The sequence below is a fragment of the Yersinia enterocolitica genome (assembly GCA_002082245.2).
GTDB lineage: Bacteria > Pseudomonadota > Gammaproteobacteria > Enterobacterales > Enterobacteriaceae > Yersinia > Yersinia enterocolitica_E.
This window is the reverse complement of sequence record NBTC02000001.1, coordinates 1-16,043: the sequence shown is the minus strand read 5'-3', so window position 1 is coordinate 16,043 and position 16,043 is coordinate 1. Positions and strand designations below refer to the sequence as shown.

The following is a 16,043-nucleotide window of genomic DNA, read 5'->3' as shown; positions in this document are numbered from 1 at the left end:
CTTAGGTCAGAGGCAAAATAGAGTGACAGGACCATGAGTTTCATTCGCTCAGTCAGTGCGAAGTTGACGATTGATTAAAATAAATACCGGTTTGATGCGAAATCCAAATTTCCGGCAGATCTTCCCTATGCAGCCTGCCGTAACCATTGCTCTGTTTTGAACTCCTGCCGACGTCGCGCCAACAACTCTTCTGCCCGGATACCAGCCTCCGCACTGTTAAAAACCATCCGGCTGCCACACAACACGCACTGGTAAGGATCTACATTGGTAAATTGTTTCATCAGAGACGCAAAGCCCGGTTTCTGCGGTTTTTTCTTCATTTCAATCCCCAGTGCGGTATAGACTTTAGGCAATAACTCCCCCCGTTTCCGGTTGGCCAGGAAACCGTAATACCTCACCATTTTAAAATGGCGTGACGGGATATGGCTGATATAGCGCCATAACATCTCTTCCTGGCTGAGTCGTTGCGTGCAGTGCCGCTGAGTCCGGTGGTCATAGTAATGATGAACAACGGCTCCGCCGTTGTAATGGCGCAGCTTTGAGGCAGCAATTGGCGGCCGTTTCAGATAGCGCCCCAGATAATTCACGTTTTGCCGGGCGTGTTTGGTCTTTTTGGCAAAGTGGATTTTCCAGCGCCGCTGAAACTGCACCTCAAGCGACTGGCACCACTCCCGATAGTCCCGGATGTGTTGATAGCCGGCGGCAGGTAAATCGAGCTTGGCGTAACTTCCCCGTAACAGGGTAATGACGGCCTGCCGCCAATAGAGCTCAACAATTTTCTTTTTAAAGTAAACCGGTCGCCAGACGCCGTGTTTGAGACACAGTCCTCCGCGAGTGACGGACAGATGAATGTGGGGATGCTGATTGAGTTGTCGACCGTAGGTATGCAGGGCCACAAACAAACCTATCTCGATACCGAGTTTTTTGGCCCATTTGAGCAGGGTATTGGCGGCACAGGCGAAAAGTTTATTGAGCAAGGGCCAGTTGTTGGTAAAGGCAGGCCAAAGTTTATCGGGCAGGGTGAAGGTAATGTGCTGCCATTCGCAGTCGGGGAGAACATGCTGTTGCTCAGCAATCCATTGCTCGGTGGCTTTCATGCCACAGGCACTGCAGCCTTTGCTTTTACAACTTTGGCAGAAGTATTTAGTGTGAGAGCAGTGAGCCGAAGCACAACAATATCGGCGAACGCCCATGGCACCGGTCCCGCAGGCGAGCATCCGCTCGATGACCAGTTTGGTCCATTCGGGGACGGTATGGCCGTGTTTAGCCAGTAACTGGCCCCAGCCATCATCAATCTGGAAGAGGAGTTTTACGGGGCGCGGGATATACATGTAGGGGAGTATAAAATTTAGAAAAACACAGGGAAAGTGACGTAGCCGCGCTGCAGCCACGCTCACATCGAAGGTGAAATCTATTGATATCGATGACTAATTCTAGAAGTTGTATTTAACCCCTAACATCGCCGCAGTATCGCTGTAGCCTTTGTTACCAATTTGCTGGCCCACGTTGCCCCACAGATTGACTTGTTTATTAATCTGACCTTCGATACCCATCTTCAACTCGGCAATATTGGCTGCGCCGTCTTGTTTCACGGTGATACCGTCCATATTGGTGCCGAAATCCCGGGTGTTATGTATCCAGTTGGCTTCAATAAACGGCTGGAATACACGGTCTTTACCTTTATCCTGCTCAGCATAACCACTCATAAAGGCTTTCACGCCCAGGCGGGTCTGGATATTTCCCTCACCGTCGCCAGAAATATTCGTGCCATTGGCTTCTTTATGGTTATCGGCTTTCACTCCCATCCAGGTCACCTGAGCTTTTGGCTGAATGAAGTACTGGGCATTTTTAACCGTATTTTCACCGATGTTAAAGGTATAACCACTTTCTACAGAAGCCGTCAGACCGTGGGATTGGTACTCTTCAGTCACTAAATTTTGACCGTTAACGGTGTTATTAAACCAGCTGTATTGCGCCCAACTGTCCGCATACCAGCCCGACTTATCGGTATCGTTCGCATACCAGGTCCCGTATACGCCGGTGCTGTAGCCGTCTACTGACGCACGGGCACTGTAATCTGACAAGCGAGATTCAGTTTTACTTTTGCTGTTACCGTAACCGGCCATTATCCCCAGATGAAAACGGTCTCTCTCGTTATGACTCCACTGAGCAATGTCACCCCCCAGTTGCAGGACATAACGGTTAGATTGTGTCCTCAGTTGATCCTGAGAATCACGTGACCGGTTATGGCCCCCCTCGTTACGTAACCACAGACTGGTGACTTTCTTTTCACCGGTTTGTGCATCAATATACTGGGTTTCCCCCAGACGGTCGTGCAAACGTGTTACGAACATAGTGTTAGCGACCGCCAGGTTAGCTGTATAGCCCCCTGCCTCCGGGCGCTCGATCATGGGAGCTCCAGGTTCTTGAATGGTCGGTGTTTCTGTGCTGGTCAAATACCAGTTAGCCGCATTGGAACCCACTCCGCGGGCTAATGAATAGTCATATGCACCGGCTACAATCCTGCCGTTTTTAATAAATTCCCCCTCCGATAAGCCATTCACTTGTATTAACTCAATGCCGTTCAGAGTGGCTGCGCCGCCGCCACCTGCATTGGTGATACTGACTTGTGTTGTACCGGATGTATTTCCTTCCACAACCAATCTGTCGGTTGTGGAATTATCATCATGCAAAGCTGTATTGAAACTCAGCAAGCCATTATTACCCATATAATCCCCTGTAATGGTCAGCACTGCACCTGGAACACCATTAAAGCTGACCACTCCGGCGTTATTCAGGCTGGCGATAATTTGGTCATATCCGGCTAAATCCAGTCGTCCACTGGCTTCAGTGACAAAATCTGACTGGTTACTGAATGCACCAGCGGTCCCGGCTCGCAATGCTCCAGCACTTACGGTAGTAATGCCGGTGTAACTATTGACCGCTGTCAGCGTAGTAATGCCGTTATTAATTTTATTGACGGTCAATGAACCGGACATCTGTGGTGAAAAATCAATATTATCGATATGATTAAAATTGATTATTGCCGCCCCTGCCCCTCCGGTAATACTCGCGGTATTGAGGGTGCCGGCCAAATTACCATTGCCGATATTCAAGGTACCACTGGAGGCTGCATTTGAAGCAATAGTGACTGAACTTGCCGAAACTGTTGCTTCATCAGCAATGGTCAACGTGCCGTTGCCGGATTCAGCAATAGAAAGAGTGGAACTGTTATTCCACTGAGAACCTGCCCCTATTACGTCAACAATACCCGTGGCCCCAGCAGCCCTGCCAATATAGCTGTTTGTATTATTAGCCTTCCCACCCTCGCGGATAGTGAGAGTGCCGTTACCAGTACGACCAATAGTGAGTCCTGTGGTATTATTCCACTCAGCCCCTAAGCCTGAAACCTCAACAATACCCGATGAACCGATACTATTGCCGATAAACCCTGTTACGCTGGTAACAACACCGCCATCACGGATGGTGAGCATAGCATTGCCTGAATCTCCAACAAAAAGGCCTTGGGTGCTGTTCCACTGTGAACCCGCATCAGATACCTCAACAATGCCAATTGAACCCGCATTCTCACCGATATAACCAAAAGAATTGTTAACGATGCCTCCATCACTAATGGTGAGTGTGCCGTGCCCGCCAGTCCCAACAGAAAAAATAGTTTGGGTCCACTGCGATCCTGCACCCGACACATTTGCAATGCCAATGGAACCTGCATTCTCACCGATATAACCAAAAGAATTGTTAACTACACCGCTATTACTAATATTTAGTGTACCTGTGCTGGAGTAGCCAACGGCGAGGCTGAACTCATCCCACGGTGATGTTTGAGTTCCAGGAACTGTGACAATCTGACCACCATCAATATTAGTCAGTGCGGCATAAGTTACGGGAGTTAAAAGTAAACTCATCGACACCACGATTAGATATAAGGAGTCTATTTTCATGTGAAGTTTTTCCTGTGGGAGCTAAGTGCTTTTTATATTTTCATTTTAAACTGAATGAATAGAAGAGGGGTTTATTGGGTTTGATTCACTTTAACTCATTAATGGATATGTCATTTTAACATCTGTATTAACCGTTTTCCGACCTGATGATTGTGGTAAACATATCAATTGTAATAGGAATTCTATAAACAACAAATGGTTAGGCTGTTGGATACCTTTTAGCCATTCTAACAGTAGCAAAATGGGGAGGTATGGTTATTGATTTACATCTGTTCAAATACAACTTCTATCCAGTTAAAACCCCTACGGATGTCCCACAAGACACTGGCAATCACATTGTCGATGGCCAGTTAGGTTATTAGGGGATGGTTTGCAGTGATTATCGAATAACTGACACCAGTCAATATCAATCTGAAAGAGGATACTTGCTGGACAAGGAATGTACATAGATTAGAGTAAGTTATGATGGTAAAGGAAAATCACACTCCAGCAGAGACTTAGCTCCCGCTGCAGGCGGGCTATTGTTCATTCTGCGTCGGGACCTGCGTGATATCAGCCGCATTTGGGTACTCGAACCGGAGGGGCATTATTACCTGGAAATCCCCTACCGCACACTGGCACATCCGGCAATAACATTGTGGGAACAACGTCAGGCAATGACCCAGTTGCGTCAACTTGGGCGTGAGCAGGTGAATGAAGTCACATTGTTTAACATGATCCGCCAGATGCGGGACATTGTAGACACTGCGCAGCACGCCACGCGTAAGATGCGGCGAGATACGCAGCGCCGCCAGCACTTAACACAAAGGGCTCCGTCACATCAGCTTGTTCCACCGAATACGGACACCGATAACAGTCTGCCGGCGGTCGATTCATTGTTCTTGCCGTTTGATCAAATTGAGGAGTGGTAATTATGGACGCCTTTCCACTCATTGACCTTTCCCATCTTTTACCCGCAGTGCAGGAAATAGCAAGACTGCCAGCAGTTGAACGGATCCAGCGAATTCGCACCGACCGCTGGATAGGTTACCCTTTAGCACCGGATGTACTAAGCCAGTTGGAAAACCTCTATGCTTGGCCGCAAAAACAGCGGATGCCTAACCTGTTATTGATTGGTCCCACCAATAACGGTAAATCGATGGTTGTGGAGAGATTTCGCCGAACACATCCTGCGACCTCCAGTGCTAACCAGGAGTGGACCCCCGTTATCAGTGTGCAAATGCCTTCTGAGCCTTCTGTGAGCCGCTTCTACCTCGCATTGCTTGCCGCCATAGGCGCGCCGGTACGCCCTCGGCAAAGACTGTCAGAAATGGAGCAACTGGCTTTATCCCTGCTCAGACGTGTTGGTGTGCGCATACTGATTATCGATGAATTGCATAACATACTGGCGGGAAACAGCGTTAACCGAAGGGAGTTTCTCAACCTGTTGCGTTTCCTGGGGAATGAACTGCGCATCCCCATCGTCGGCGTGGGAACGCGTGATGCCTATCTGGCTATCCGCTCGGATGATCAACTGGAAAACCGGTTTCACCCTGTAATATTACCCCTGTGGGAAGCTGACGATAACTGCTGCTCTCTGCTGGCCAGCTTCGCCACTTCACTCCCGTTGAGGCAGCGCTCCCTGATTGCTACACAAGATATGGCTCGTTACCTGCTTGCCCGCTGCGAAGGCACTATCGGTGAGCTGTCACAGCTTCTGACATCGGCAGCCGTCGTTGCTGTAGAAAGCGGCGAGGAGGCGATCAGCCACAGGACACTCAGTCTGTCTGATTATACCGGTCCCACAGAGCGACGCCGGCAATTTGAACGGGAATTGCGATGAACCCCATACTTCGGTGGCCATTGCACCCCGAACCTGTCGAAGGGGAGGCTTTATCGTCCTGGCTTGATCGGGTCGCCCACCGTTACCGGCTGGATCGACGCGAACTGTTGGCACACTGTACCGGTAATAACACCGTGGATAAACTCGACACAACGCCATCAGCCTCACTGCTCGATGCTTTATCAGACAAAAGCGGGCTGACGCTTGCGCAACTTCGAGGTATGCATTTATCCGGCTGGATACCCTGGCTGTTGGACAGCATGGATGACAATATCCCCTCAGCACAAAAAACCTATGTCTCACAGTTGTCGGTGTTGATGTCGGCGTCATACCGAAAGGTAAAGCCGCACACGCAATGGCAGGCCTGGATCCCCTCGGAGGCGATCCACAGGGCTTGCCCCCAGTGTTTAGGTGACAGGCCCTCTGAGGGAGCATTACTACTGGCATGGAAACTTCCCCTGATGTTAAGTTGCCCCATACACGGGTGCTGGCTGGAGTCCTATCGCGAAAAATTCGGACTTTTTCATCGGTGGGTAAAGATCCCCGGCAATTTACGGCAAGCCAGTTTTGCCGTTTCCGTCATGGACCGTCTGACTTGGCAGGCACTCACAGTGGGTCATGTGGACCTCCCCCGGCGCCGGGTGCATGCCGGATTATGGTTTCGGCTTTTACGTACGCTGCTGGACGAGCTGAGCATGCCGCTCGTCCGCAGCCGTTCCTATACTAAAAACCTGCTTTGTATTTGGGAAAAAAGTCATTATCCATTATGTACGAACAGCCATTTTGAGATGCTGCCTCTTCAGGATCAGTTGGGCATGCTAGAGGCTGCCGCCTATGCCGTCGTGTTGCTGGGTGAAGGGGCACTACAGCCGGAAGGCAAGTTTGCGGAGCTATTTCTGGCAGAGCCGCAAGGGGATTTCACAAACGGCCTGACCGCCTGCGAAAACCTCAGACGAGAATTCCACCTAGATGTAAGGCAGTCTATCGCCAGGGCAAGACAGGAGCCAAAGGTGGCTCGCTCGTTGTTTCATATCCTGATGTATGGGAAAACAACATTTACGGACCGGGAAGAGATCTACGCACTGTTTGTGAAAGAGGACATCCCGCTGGAATTCTTATCCCCGGCTACGCCCGCGAGCGGGCATAATATGGAAAATACTGACAGCAAACAGTTGCTAACCTGCAGCAGCTTGTTACCACAGACTCTCATGCTTTAGTCATTGTCAGACGGGTGTAAAGGATCAGCCCATAAGATGAGTCCACCAAATGCGTCAGGATGAACCTTATAACCACACGCACGAATAAACTGCAGACCAATACACTGTATATCTGCCGGGCAATCGACAGAAAATGTGAACCGCCCCGGGGATCCTGGAGACTAAACTAGTCGTTAAAAGGAGACTCAAATGTCATCAAATCGTTATTCACCTGAATTACGCGAACGGGCAGTGAGATTGGTTTTGGATCACCGCGGCGAGTATTCGACGGAGCTTGACGCTGTCAGAGCGATTGCCCCGAAAATCGGTTGTCATGCTGACACTTTGCGCGCCTGGATGCGTCAGCATGAACAACATACCCCTTCACCAACAACGGCTCTAACAACCAATGAACGCCTGCGCCTAAAAGAGTTAGAGCGCGAGAACCGTGAACTGCGCCGCAGCAACGATATCTTGCGTCAGGCTTCAGCGTATTTTGCCCAGGCGGAGCTCGTATATGGACGCCTCCTTTTTGCCAAGTGATTTTTTTGTTTTGATGCAGAAGGTGAAGATCGCAGTCGTATATTCGGGCTGTTTGTGCGTTTATTTGACTATACGCTGCCCATAATGGAATCTGCTTGTTGGCTCCCAAACGACCGCTCAGTCTTAATTCAATAAATTCTGACTATCGAGCTCCACGGGTTTTGCCAACACCGGTCTGACCTGTCTACGCCATCACGTCAATAAATCACCTGTAGCAATCAGGAAAGGAACACATCAAATATTTTCTGTCAGCCCGGGAGTAACTGGTTGGTCAGTTGTTCCCGATAATTATTGTCGAAGCTACGCTCGTGGGCTATGACGGCCCAGGCAATGCGTGCATTTCGGTTTGCCATAGCCACTACGGCTACATTCATATGCTTTCTGGTCAGCCAACCCGTAATAGTTTTGTCCTGCTTGCTCGCATCGGGAGAACGGCATACTACAGATACAACTGCTCTGGCTCCATGAACAAACAGCTGGCGCAAATAACTGTTTCCGCGCTTGCTGGTCCCCAACAACACAGATTTCCCTCCTGTTGAATGCTGTCGGGGCACCAACCCCAACCAGGCGGCCAGTTGTCGCCCTGTTCTGAACTGAGTGGCCTTACCAACGTAGGCATCCAGTGCTGAAGCTGTGATTGGGCCAATACCTGGAATTGTTTGCAAGCGGCGTGCAATATCAGACTGGCGGGCATGCATTTCAATCTGATGAGTGACTTCGTTGATATGTTGTTCCAGTTGTCTGAGATGTTCCCATTGTTGACTAATGCAAGTAATGAGAAATGCGGGTGAAATTTTTCGGAGATCTTCAATCATAGCGGGGATCATACTGAATAGCGCCCTACGCCCTGTGGGTGCAGGTAATCCAAACTCGGTGAGTAATCCCCTGAACTGATTGATGGTTGCCGTTCTTTGGCCTATCAGCATTTCACGAACTCTGTGAAGACTCAGTACAGCTTGCTGCTCGACTGTTTTGACGGGAACAAAATTCATATCAGGACGCAGTGCAGCTTCGCAGATTGCCCGTGCGTCATTACGATCATTTTTGTTGGATTTGACAAATGGCTTGACGAACTGCGGAGATATCAGACGAGCCTCATGGCCCAGTGATGTACAAAGCCGTCCCCAGTAGTGGGCACTTGCACAAGCCTCCATTGCGACGATTACCGGTTCACTGCGGTATAAATACTCGGCAAGTTTCAGGCGTGACAGCTTAGTCACTTTCATCTGTTTACCTTTGTCATCAACTGCATGTAGATGAAATACGTTCTTAGCCAGGTCGATACCAATCAGGGTTATATTGCTCATAGCTATCTCCTTCATTTTACGGTTGCCGACTATGCTATATTCCTCCGTTATACGCTGAATCCTCGTTAAGGGGGAGGCGTCCATTCCATTGACCGCCACTGGAAGAAATAATGCCGTTTCTGGAAAATCTAAGCGATGAACATGGGATCGAGCCGATATGTCATGAACTGGACATAGCCCCGTCAACGTATTACTGGCATCAACAACGTCGGCAACATCCTGAGCATCGCAGTCACCGGGACAAGAGTGATGGTCAGCTTATGCCGGAAATACAGCGTGTTTTTGAAGAAAACTACCGTGTTTACGGGTACCGTAAAGTCTGGCAACAGTTAAAACGCGAAGGGTTCCACGTGGCCAGATGTACAGTGGTGCGCCTGATGAAAAAGCTGAAAATAAAGGGGGTAATACGTGGCATAGGTGTTAAGACGACGCGCAGCAACAAAGCCACTGAGACCCCACGCGATTTGGTAAACCGTCAATTCGTGGCGGAACGCCCGAACCAGCTGTGGGTAGCAGATTTTACCTACGTCAGCACCTGGCAGGGCTTCGCGTATGTGGCGTTCATTATCGATGTGTTTGCCGGGGTTATCGTAGGTTGGCGAACCTCATCAACGATGGAAACGACCTTCGTGCTGGATGCGCTGGAGCAGGCTCTATGGTTCAGACGGCCTTCGGGCACCATCCATCACAGTGATAAAGGTTCCCAGTATGTGTCGCTGGCGTACACGCAACGGCTGAAAGATGCTGAGTTGTTGGCGTCGACGGGCAGTACGGGTGATTCTTACGACAACGCGCTGGCTGAAAGCGTTAACGGTCTGTACAAGGCTGAAGTGATCCACCGAAAAAGTTGGAAAACGCGTCAGGATGTAGAGCTGGCGACGCTGGAATGGGTGGACTGGTTTAACAATCGCAGACTGTTGGAACGCCTGGGCCATATCCCGCCGATGGAAGCAGAAAAAGGCTACTATGCTTCACATGCTGGCAAAGATCTGGCCGCGTGAACAACGGGTTCAAAAACTCTCCAAGAAAACCGGGGCGGTTCAGGTTTCCATGGAACTCCTGGCTTTTCTCTTTTTGGACATTGATGCCTCCATTGGCGTAAAAATCAGCAATGGAGACCGTGTAAGAAAGAGTTAATTCCCGGAGTGATCGGCAGGATGCCAAACCATGATCGATTGTGATGCCAAATCGCGATCGGAGATGCATGCCAAATCATGATCGATTCGAATGCCAAACCGTGATCGATTCAGACGCCATTTTGCAACTTTACCGCCAGAGCCCGTTTGCTTCAGCACCAGGCCTACATAAGCGGCGAACTCTCGCCCTGACTTAAAGGCTGACACTTCTCCCATCGTCGCTACAGCGGCAGTCGCGATCAGCGGCCCCACGCCGGGGATTTCCAACAACTTCTGGCAGGCTTCATTTTGTTTTGCCACGGCTTTCAGCTGTTTTTCGATGCCGTTGATTTGCTCATCCAGGTCACTAAGCCTGTGATGCTGCTCTTCCAGCAAGGCTATCAGGAAGGGAGGCAGCCTTTCTCTCAGACGCTCCAGTACCAGGGGTACAGCTTTATCCAGAGAAGCCCGTCCTTTTCTCACTGTTTCACCGAACTCCAGGAACATACCGTGCAGCGCATTTATCTGTGTAGTGGCATAGTGAATTTGGCCACCTGACCAGAGGTGTTATTCTTGCCTCAATAACTTTACAGGTGACCCATGACCAAATATTTTACGGCTGAATTTAAACTCGAAGCAGCAAAGCTGGTTGTTGACCAGAATTACTCTCATTCGGAGGCCGCTAACGCTATGAATGTCAGTCTTTCAGCTCTTAGCCGATGGGTGGGGAAGCTCCGATTGGAGCGTCAGGGTAAAACCCCTACTGGACTTCCCCTTACGCCTGAACAAATAGAACGTCGGGAACTGAAGAAAAGAATACAACGTTTGAAATGGAAAATGAAATTCTAAAAAAGGCCACTGTAGATTCAATCTGTCAACGCAACGCTCTCTTGATGTCGGACTCGTTGAACAGTTCGCGATAGTCGATAAATTGAGCGCGATTTATTCGGTAAAAGCACTGTGTAAGGCTTTTGATGTTCAGCGTAGCAGCTATCGGTATTGGCATAACAGAGAACGCGCACCAGATGTCGAGCGCACCATTAAACGCAGTCTGGTTAGCGAAGTCTGGCATGCCAGCGGCGGGTCAGCCGGTGCCCGAAATATCGCCATAATGGTGACGAATAAGGGCGTAAAACTGGGGCGTTGGCTTGCCGGAAAATTAATGGCAGAGCTGAACATGACAAGTTGCCAGATTCCCACACACAAATATAAATGGGGTGGTCAGGAGCATGTTGATATACCGAACCTATTGGAGCGGCAGTTTGCAGTAACGCAGCCGAATGAGGTTTGGTGTGGCGATGCGACCTATATCTGGACAGGTAAGCGCTGGGCTTATCTGGCTGTGGTGTTGGATCTATTTGCCCGCAAGCCCATAGGCTGGGCGATGTCGCACTCACCGGACTCAGCGCTAACGGGTAAAGCGTTACAGATGGCATGGGAACTCAGGGGACGCCCAGCGGGTGTCATGTTCCATAGCGATCAGGGCAGTCATTACACCAGTAAAAAATACCGTCAGTTACTGTGGCGTTACCGGATAAAACAGAGCCTAAGCCGGCGTGGAAACTGTTGGGTCAACGCGCCGATGGAGCGATTCTTCAGAAGTCTGAAATCCGAATGGGTACCGACGACAGGTTACCAGAGCTTCGGGGAGGGCAGAAATGCAATCACCCGATATATAACGGGTTACTACAGCGAACTTCGCCCGCACGGGTATAACGGGGGCTTAACACCCAATGACTCCGAACGGCTGTTCTATGAACAGTCTACTACCGTGCCGTGGCCAATTTTAGTTGACCACTACAAATATCAACAGCGCTGCGGCTTCGGCTAGCGCCTTGTCCTTGCGGACTATTTCACAGTTAAGTTGTTGGTTTTCCTTTTTTAATCGTTTTATCTCTGCTTTTTCTTCACGCGGGTTGGGCTGCATAAAACCGTCCTTCCACTGCTGGAGTTGCTCGGGATAGAGGCCTTTACGGCGACAATATTCAGCAACAGCATGAGCAGAAAGCGGTGCGGTTTCAACAATAACGGCAAACTGCTCCTCCTGCGACCACTCATGGGGTGAGTTTTCCCTGTTAGACAGTGCTGGCTCGGCAATGCCCGCCGACGAATGCCAGTGGTAAAGGGTTTTGGGAGGAATACCTTCCTGCCGCGCTATTTGATTAATAGACTGATTATGTGGAGGTAACATTTTGGCGATCACCGCAGCTTTACGTTCTGTTGAATAAACGGCCATACAACATCTCCAGCCCCCTGACTATTTTTCAGAAGGAGGCGACAACTACCCTGACATGGGGGGGGCACGATCGGCCAGAATATGCACTTTACTATGCGTTCCCGCAGTTCGGTTGGATAACGGTTGGCTGATTTTGATGTCATTTGGGTAAGAGTTTAGTCTCCAAGAAACTCAGTGCGATTCAGTTAGTGTGCTATTAACACCGAATAGTATAAAAACAGCAACTGCGTTGAAGAACGCCATATCAGAATATTGGACGATAGGTATGATACTGACAAAGTCAGCCGAAACACAAAAATACGGTAAGTTATATAAAGAAATCACATTTTCATGTAAAAAAATATTTGTGGAAAGATTCTGCCACTGCATTTTTTTAAAAAATAGACCGATACATCAACCAGATGGCTTCGATTAGATTTTTTTCTATAAAGTAAAAATCATATTCATCATTATTCAATCATGTTCTTGCTCTGATTTGTAACAAAATAGAAGTCTGATACTGGAGGTGAACGATGATCGCACAAGGTATGCTACTTCCGTTAAATATTTTAAAAGAGGGTAAATCATATATTTTACCCGACCAAGAGTTGTGGCTAATAAAAATGTCTGAAAACACTGCTGTGCAATTGGTCATTTCCCAGGGGAAACACAATATTAATTGGAAAGCAGAATGTGATTGTCTTCTTTTACTCGACCACGTTCACATAAAAGTTACATATGGCACTCTAATTTATCACAAGGTCAGAATTGATGTATTAAGTAAGTTATTGGCTTTTATTGATGAAGCCAGGAATATAGAAACTGCTAAAATTCATGATTTTCACTTCAGTTATCTTAATATAGCTGGAATGAATTTGCTAAATAACCGTTCAACAGCAGAATCGTGGTTTTTGTCAGCCTATATTGAAAGAAAAGAATGGATCGCTCCTCTGTGTGATTTCCTTAGAACGTCAGAGTTTTATGATCTGGTGAGATATTTGTTATCACAATCAATGAGCCAGAATACATTGTACGATTTGGGGAGGGTATACGGCGTCTCTTATTCCCACTTCCGCCGATTATGCAGTTATGCATTAGGCGGTAAAGTTAAGGCTGAACTGTGCAGTTGGAGAATGGCCAGAGCCGTACTCGAAATCATTGAAGGAAAAAGTGATATGACCTCTGTGGCTTATAAATATGGATACTCCTCCTCCTCACATTTCTCTGCTGACATAAAGAGTCGGTTAGGAAAAACGCCGAGAGAGCTATGTAAAAAATGCTGATAGAAATATACAATTATGAATAAACTTTCACTGAATATATTATTACTTATCGTCCCTATGCTGCTGGTTACAAACCTGGCTGTATATACACCTGCTGTTTATGCTGCAGATAATTATGGTTATGTTGCAAATAAAGAGGGGTTAAAAAGTTTCTTTGAATCAACTATGCCTTTTACGGGTAAACCGGTAATTGTCAGTAAATTAGCGGCAAAAAAACAAATAAGCGGAAATTTCGATTTATCCGATCCTTATGCCATGCTGGATTTGCTGTCTAAACAGATGGGGTTGATCTGGTATGGTGACGGAAAGGCTATCTATATCTACGATGCATCGGAAATGCGAAATGCATTAATTAGTTTAAGGAATGTGACACCTCGTGAATTCAATGCATTCCTGAAAGAATCGGGTTTGTATGATGAGAGATACACCATAAAAGGCGGAAATAACGGTACATTCTATGTGTCAGGACCACCTATTTATGTCGAATTAGTTACTAATGCCTCAAAATTAATGGATCTGAATAGTGATGGGATTGAAATTGGCCGACAAAAGATTGGCATAATTCATCTTATTAATACATTCGTCACTGATCGTACTTATGAGCTTCGTGGCGAGAAAATTGTCATTCCAGGTTTGGCGAAAGTTGTTGCATCGTTATTAAACAATGATGTTAACCAGCAAGCTAAAGTTAATGTGGTGACCGATCTGGCCAGCAACCAGCAAGTGCGTGCCGGGGCTATTCCAAAGATGCCAGCGTTCCCATTAGCGGATGAAGAGACCAATGAGCTGAAACTGGAAACTATCAGCACCTCAGGCGCCACTTCATCCACCGAAGATATCAAGATCATTGCCTATCCAGGGACTAACAGTTTACTGGTAAAAGGTTCGATTGCTCAGGTTGACTTCGTTGAGAAACTGGTTACAGCGCTTGATGTGCCCAAACGCCATATTGAGTTGTCTCTGTGGATTATTGATATTGATAAAAGCGATCTCGAGCAGATGGGAGCTGACTGGTCCGGCAGTGTGACGATTGGCTCTCGTGTTGGTGTTTCTTTTAATCAATCCAGTTCGATAAGTACATTAGATGGCTCGCGATTTATTGCGGCGGTTCAGGCACTTGAACAGAAAAAACGTGCGTCGGTGGTGTCAAGACCGGTGGTTTTAACTCAAGAAAATATACCGGCCATATTTGATAATAATCATACGTTTTATACCAAATTGGTCGGAGAAAGGACGGCTAATTTAGAAGAAGTCACCTACGGAACAATGATCAGTGTGCTCCCTCGTTTTAGTCGGGGGAACCAAATTGAGTTATTACTGAACATTGAGGATGGTAACGAGTCTGATTCCGCCAACAAAACCGTAGATAGTTTACCTAACGTTGGTAGGACACTTATTAGCACTGTTGCGCGAGTTCCTCAGGGTAAAAGTTTATTGGTTGGCGGATATACACGCGACTCAAATAACATGGAAAGTAAGAAAATACCTTTGCTGGGTAGTATCCCATTTATTGGCGGTTTGTTTCGCTACGAAGGCTCAAATTCCAGCAATACCGTGCGAGTATTTCTTATTCAACCAAGGGAAATAGATGAAAACCAAATGCATGACATTAATGATGTTAAGAATGATGCGAAAAATCTCACTACAACGACAAAGAACAAAAAAGATATCAACGATGAACTGCTGCAAAAATGGGTTCATACCTATATCAATCGTGAAGTAGGCGGAAAACGTAATGGCAATTAACACACCACCTCTTGCAGATATTCCGGGAGGAATGCAGAGGAAAAATAGTGGACGTGATAATGCTACATCCCAGACAGATTCCAGTGTTGGACGGAATGTGTCTGAAGTGGTTGATGAATCTTCTGCATCAGAACAATGGACATTTTTACAATCGACAGATGAAATGTCAGCGGCTGTGACGCAATTTTATAATAGGAAGTTATATGAGAAGAAAGCAGAAGAACTGTCATCGAGTTTTGAAAATATTCTGGAAGAAGATGCAGAATCAAAAACGGATAAAATACTGCAAATAGTACAGAATCCCAAAGTTGATCTTCGTGAATTAATTGCCTATGTACATAAATTATTTCCAGACGAAAGTGATTTGGTGCTGATCCTACGAGAGTTAATTCGTAAAAAGAAAATTGATAAAGTTGTTAAAAAGGAATTACAGGAGCTTCTTGAGCAGATCGAGAAGCAGGCAGATCAAAAGTTTATAAATTCAGGTATTAACTGTGCTCTGAAAGCTAAACTGTTTGGAAAAACACTGGCGTTAAATCCTAAGTTATTACGTGCAAGTTACCGAGATTTTTTGCTGAATGATAATTCTCCTGTTGATGTCTATATTGATTGGATCAGTAACTTTGGCTACAAAAAAAGAGAGTTTGTTTTAGAATTTATTGAAGGATCATTACTTTGTGACATTAATGCACTTGATGCGAGCTGTTCCACATCGGAATTTGGCTTGTTTTTACAGAAACTGTGTCAATTACAATTGTTGCAAGCTGCTGAGCGTCTTTTTCTTAAACACCTCACTAGCAGCAAAAAAATTAATAAGTTAAATGAAATAGAAGATGTCTGGTTATACTTTTTGT

The 16,043-nt window shown here is 47.1% G+C and carries 10 protein-coding genes and 4 pseudogenes; 9 read left to right on the top strand and 5 right to left on the bottom strand.

What is annotated here, in order from left to right:
- Positions 1–125: 125 nt before the first annotated feature.
- Positions 126–1,331 carry an IS91 family transposase gene (locus tag A6J66_000070; GenBank protein ID PNM27154.1) on the bottom strand — a complete coding sequence of 402 codons (1,206 nt, stop codon included), beginning with the start codon at positions 1,329–1,331 and terminating at the stop codon, positions 126–128.
- 102 nt (positions 1,332–1,433) lie between these two features.
- Positions 1,434–3,962 carry an autotransporter outer membrane beta-barrel domain-containing protein gene (locus A6J66_000065; GenBank protein ID PNM27153.1) on the bottom strand — a complete coding sequence of 843 codons (2,529 nt, stop codon included), beginning with the start codon at positions 3,960–3,962 and terminating at the stop codon, positions 1,434–1,436.
- A gap of 524 nt (positions 3,963–4,486) precedes the next feature.
- Here A6J66_000065 and A6J66_000060 point away from each other — a divergent pair.
- The 4 genes and pseudogenes from A6J66_000060 (at position 4,487) to A6J66_000045 (ending at position 7,523) form a co-directional block, all read left to right on the top strand.
- Positions 4,487–4,873, top strand: a pseudogene (locus tag A6J66_000060) (transposase).
- A 2-nt stretch (positions 4,874–4,875) separates the two neighbouring features.
- Complete coding sequence (locus tag A6J66_000055; GenBank protein ID PNM27152.1) at positions 4,876–5,784, top strand: transposase; 909 nt, start codon at positions 4,876–4,878, stop codon at positions 5,782–5,784.
- A complete protein-coding gene (locus tag A6J66_000050) occupies positions 5,781–7,001 on the top strand; it encodes a transposase (GenBank protein PNM27151.1) in 1,221 nt (406 codons plus the stop codon). Before A6J66_000055 ends, A6J66_000050 begins: the two co-directional genes overlap by 4 nt.
- A gap of 189 nt (positions 7,002–7,190) precedes the next feature.
- Positions 7,191–7,523, top strand: coding sequence for a hypothetical protein (locus A6J66_000045; GenBank protein ID PNM27150.1), 333 nt, complete (start codon positions 7,191–7,193; stop codon positions 7,521–7,523).
- Positions 7,524–7,771: 248 nt separating this feature from the next.
- Here A6J66_000045 and A6J66_000040 read toward each other — a convergent pair whose 3' ends face one another.
- Complete coding sequence (locus A6J66_000040) at positions 7,772–8,830, bottom strand: IS110 family transposase (GenBank protein ID PNM27149.1); 1,059 nt, start codon at positions 8,828–8,830, stop codon at positions 7,772–7,774.
- Positions 8,831–8,937: 107 nt separating this feature from the next.
- Here A6J66_000040 and A6J66_000035 point away from each other — a divergent pair.
- Positions 8,938–9,831: pseudogene (locus tag A6J66_000035) on the top strand (IS3 family transposase).
- 261 nt (positions 9,832–10,092) lie between these two features.
- Here A6J66_000035 and A6J66_000030 read toward each other — a convergent pair.
- Positions 10,093–10,485, bottom strand: a pseudogene (locus A6J66_000030) (IS110 family transposase).
- Between the two features lie 60 nt (positions 10,486–10,545).
- Here A6J66_000030 and A6J66_000025 point away from each other — a divergent pair.
- Positions 10,546–11,776: pseudogene (locus A6J66_000025) on the top strand (IS3 family transposase).
- On the opposite strand, the gene A6J66_000020 reads toward A6J66_000025, so the two are convergent.
- Entirely contained in the window at positions 11,732–12,181 is a 450-nt protein-coding gene (locus tag A6J66_000020) for a hypothetical protein (protein ID PNM27148.1), read from the bottom strand. The pseudogene A6J66_000025 and the gene A6J66_000020 sit on opposite strands and share 45 nt — an antisense overlap.
- 512 nt (positions 12,182–12,693) lie before the next feature.
- Between A6J66_000020 and A6J66_000015 the strand changes: the two genes are divergently transcribed.
- The 3 genes from A6J66_000015 to A6J66_000005 all read left to right on the top strand — a co-directional run.
- Positions 12,694–13,443, top strand: coding sequence for an AraC family transcriptional regulator (locus A6J66_000015; protein ID PNM27147.1), 750 nt, complete (start codon positions 12,694–12,696; stop codon positions 13,441–13,443).
- Positions 13,444–13,458: 15 nt separating this feature from the next.
- The gene (locus A6J66_000010; GenBank protein ID PNM27146.1) at positions 13,459–15,189 is read left to right on the top strand and encodes an EscC/YscC/HrcC family type III secretion system outer membrane ring protein; all 1,731 of its coding nucleotides are present in this window, start codon (positions 13,459–13,461) and stop codon (positions 15,187–15,189) included.
- Positions 15,179–16,043, top strand: an 865-nt coding sequence (locus tag A6J66_000005) for a YopN family type III secretion system gatekeeper subunit (protein ID PNM27145.1), incomplete at its 3' end; no start/stop codon positions are given. The genes A6J66_000010 and A6J66_000005, both read left to right, overlap by 11 nt.

What these genes read in the sequence shown, in the direction of transcription:
- A6J66_000050 (PNM27151.1), top strand. Translation starts at nt 5,781, where the DNA reads ATGAACCCCATACTTCGGTGGCCATTGCACCCCGAACCTGTCGAAGGG.
- A6J66_000020 (PNM27148.1), bottom strand. Translation starts at nt 12,181, where the DNA reads ATGGCCGTTTATTCAACAGAACGTAAAGCTGCGGTGATCGCCAAAATG.
- A6J66_000065 (PNM27153.1), bottom strand. Translation starts at nt 3,962, where the DNA reads ATGAAAATAGACTCCTTATATCTAATCGTGGTGTCGATGAGTTTACTT.
- A6J66_000010 (PNM27146.1), top strand. Translation starts at nt 13,459, where the DNA reads ATGAATAAACTTTCACTGAATATATTATTACTTATCGTCCCTATGCTG.
- A6J66_000055 (PNM27152.1), top strand. Translation starts at nt 4,876, where the DNA reads ATGGACGCCTTTCCACTCATTGACCTTTCCCATCTTTTACCCGCAGTG.
- A6J66_000015 (PNM27147.1), top strand. Translation starts at nt 12,694, where the DNA reads ATGATCGCACAAGGTATGCTACTTCCGTTAAATATTTTAAAAGAGGGT.
- A6J66_000045 (PNM27150.1), top strand. Translation starts at nt 7,191, where the DNA reads ATGTCATCAAATCGTTATTCACCTGAATTACGCGAACGGGCAGTGAGA.
- A6J66_000070 (PNM27154.1), bottom strand. Translation starts at nt 1,331, where the DNA reads ATGTATATCCCGCGCCCCGTAAAACTCCTCTTCCAGATTGATGATGGC.
- A6J66_000040 (PNM27149.1), bottom strand. Translation starts at nt 8,830, where the DNA reads ATGAGCAATATAACCCTGATTGGTATCGACCTGGCTAAGAACGTATTT.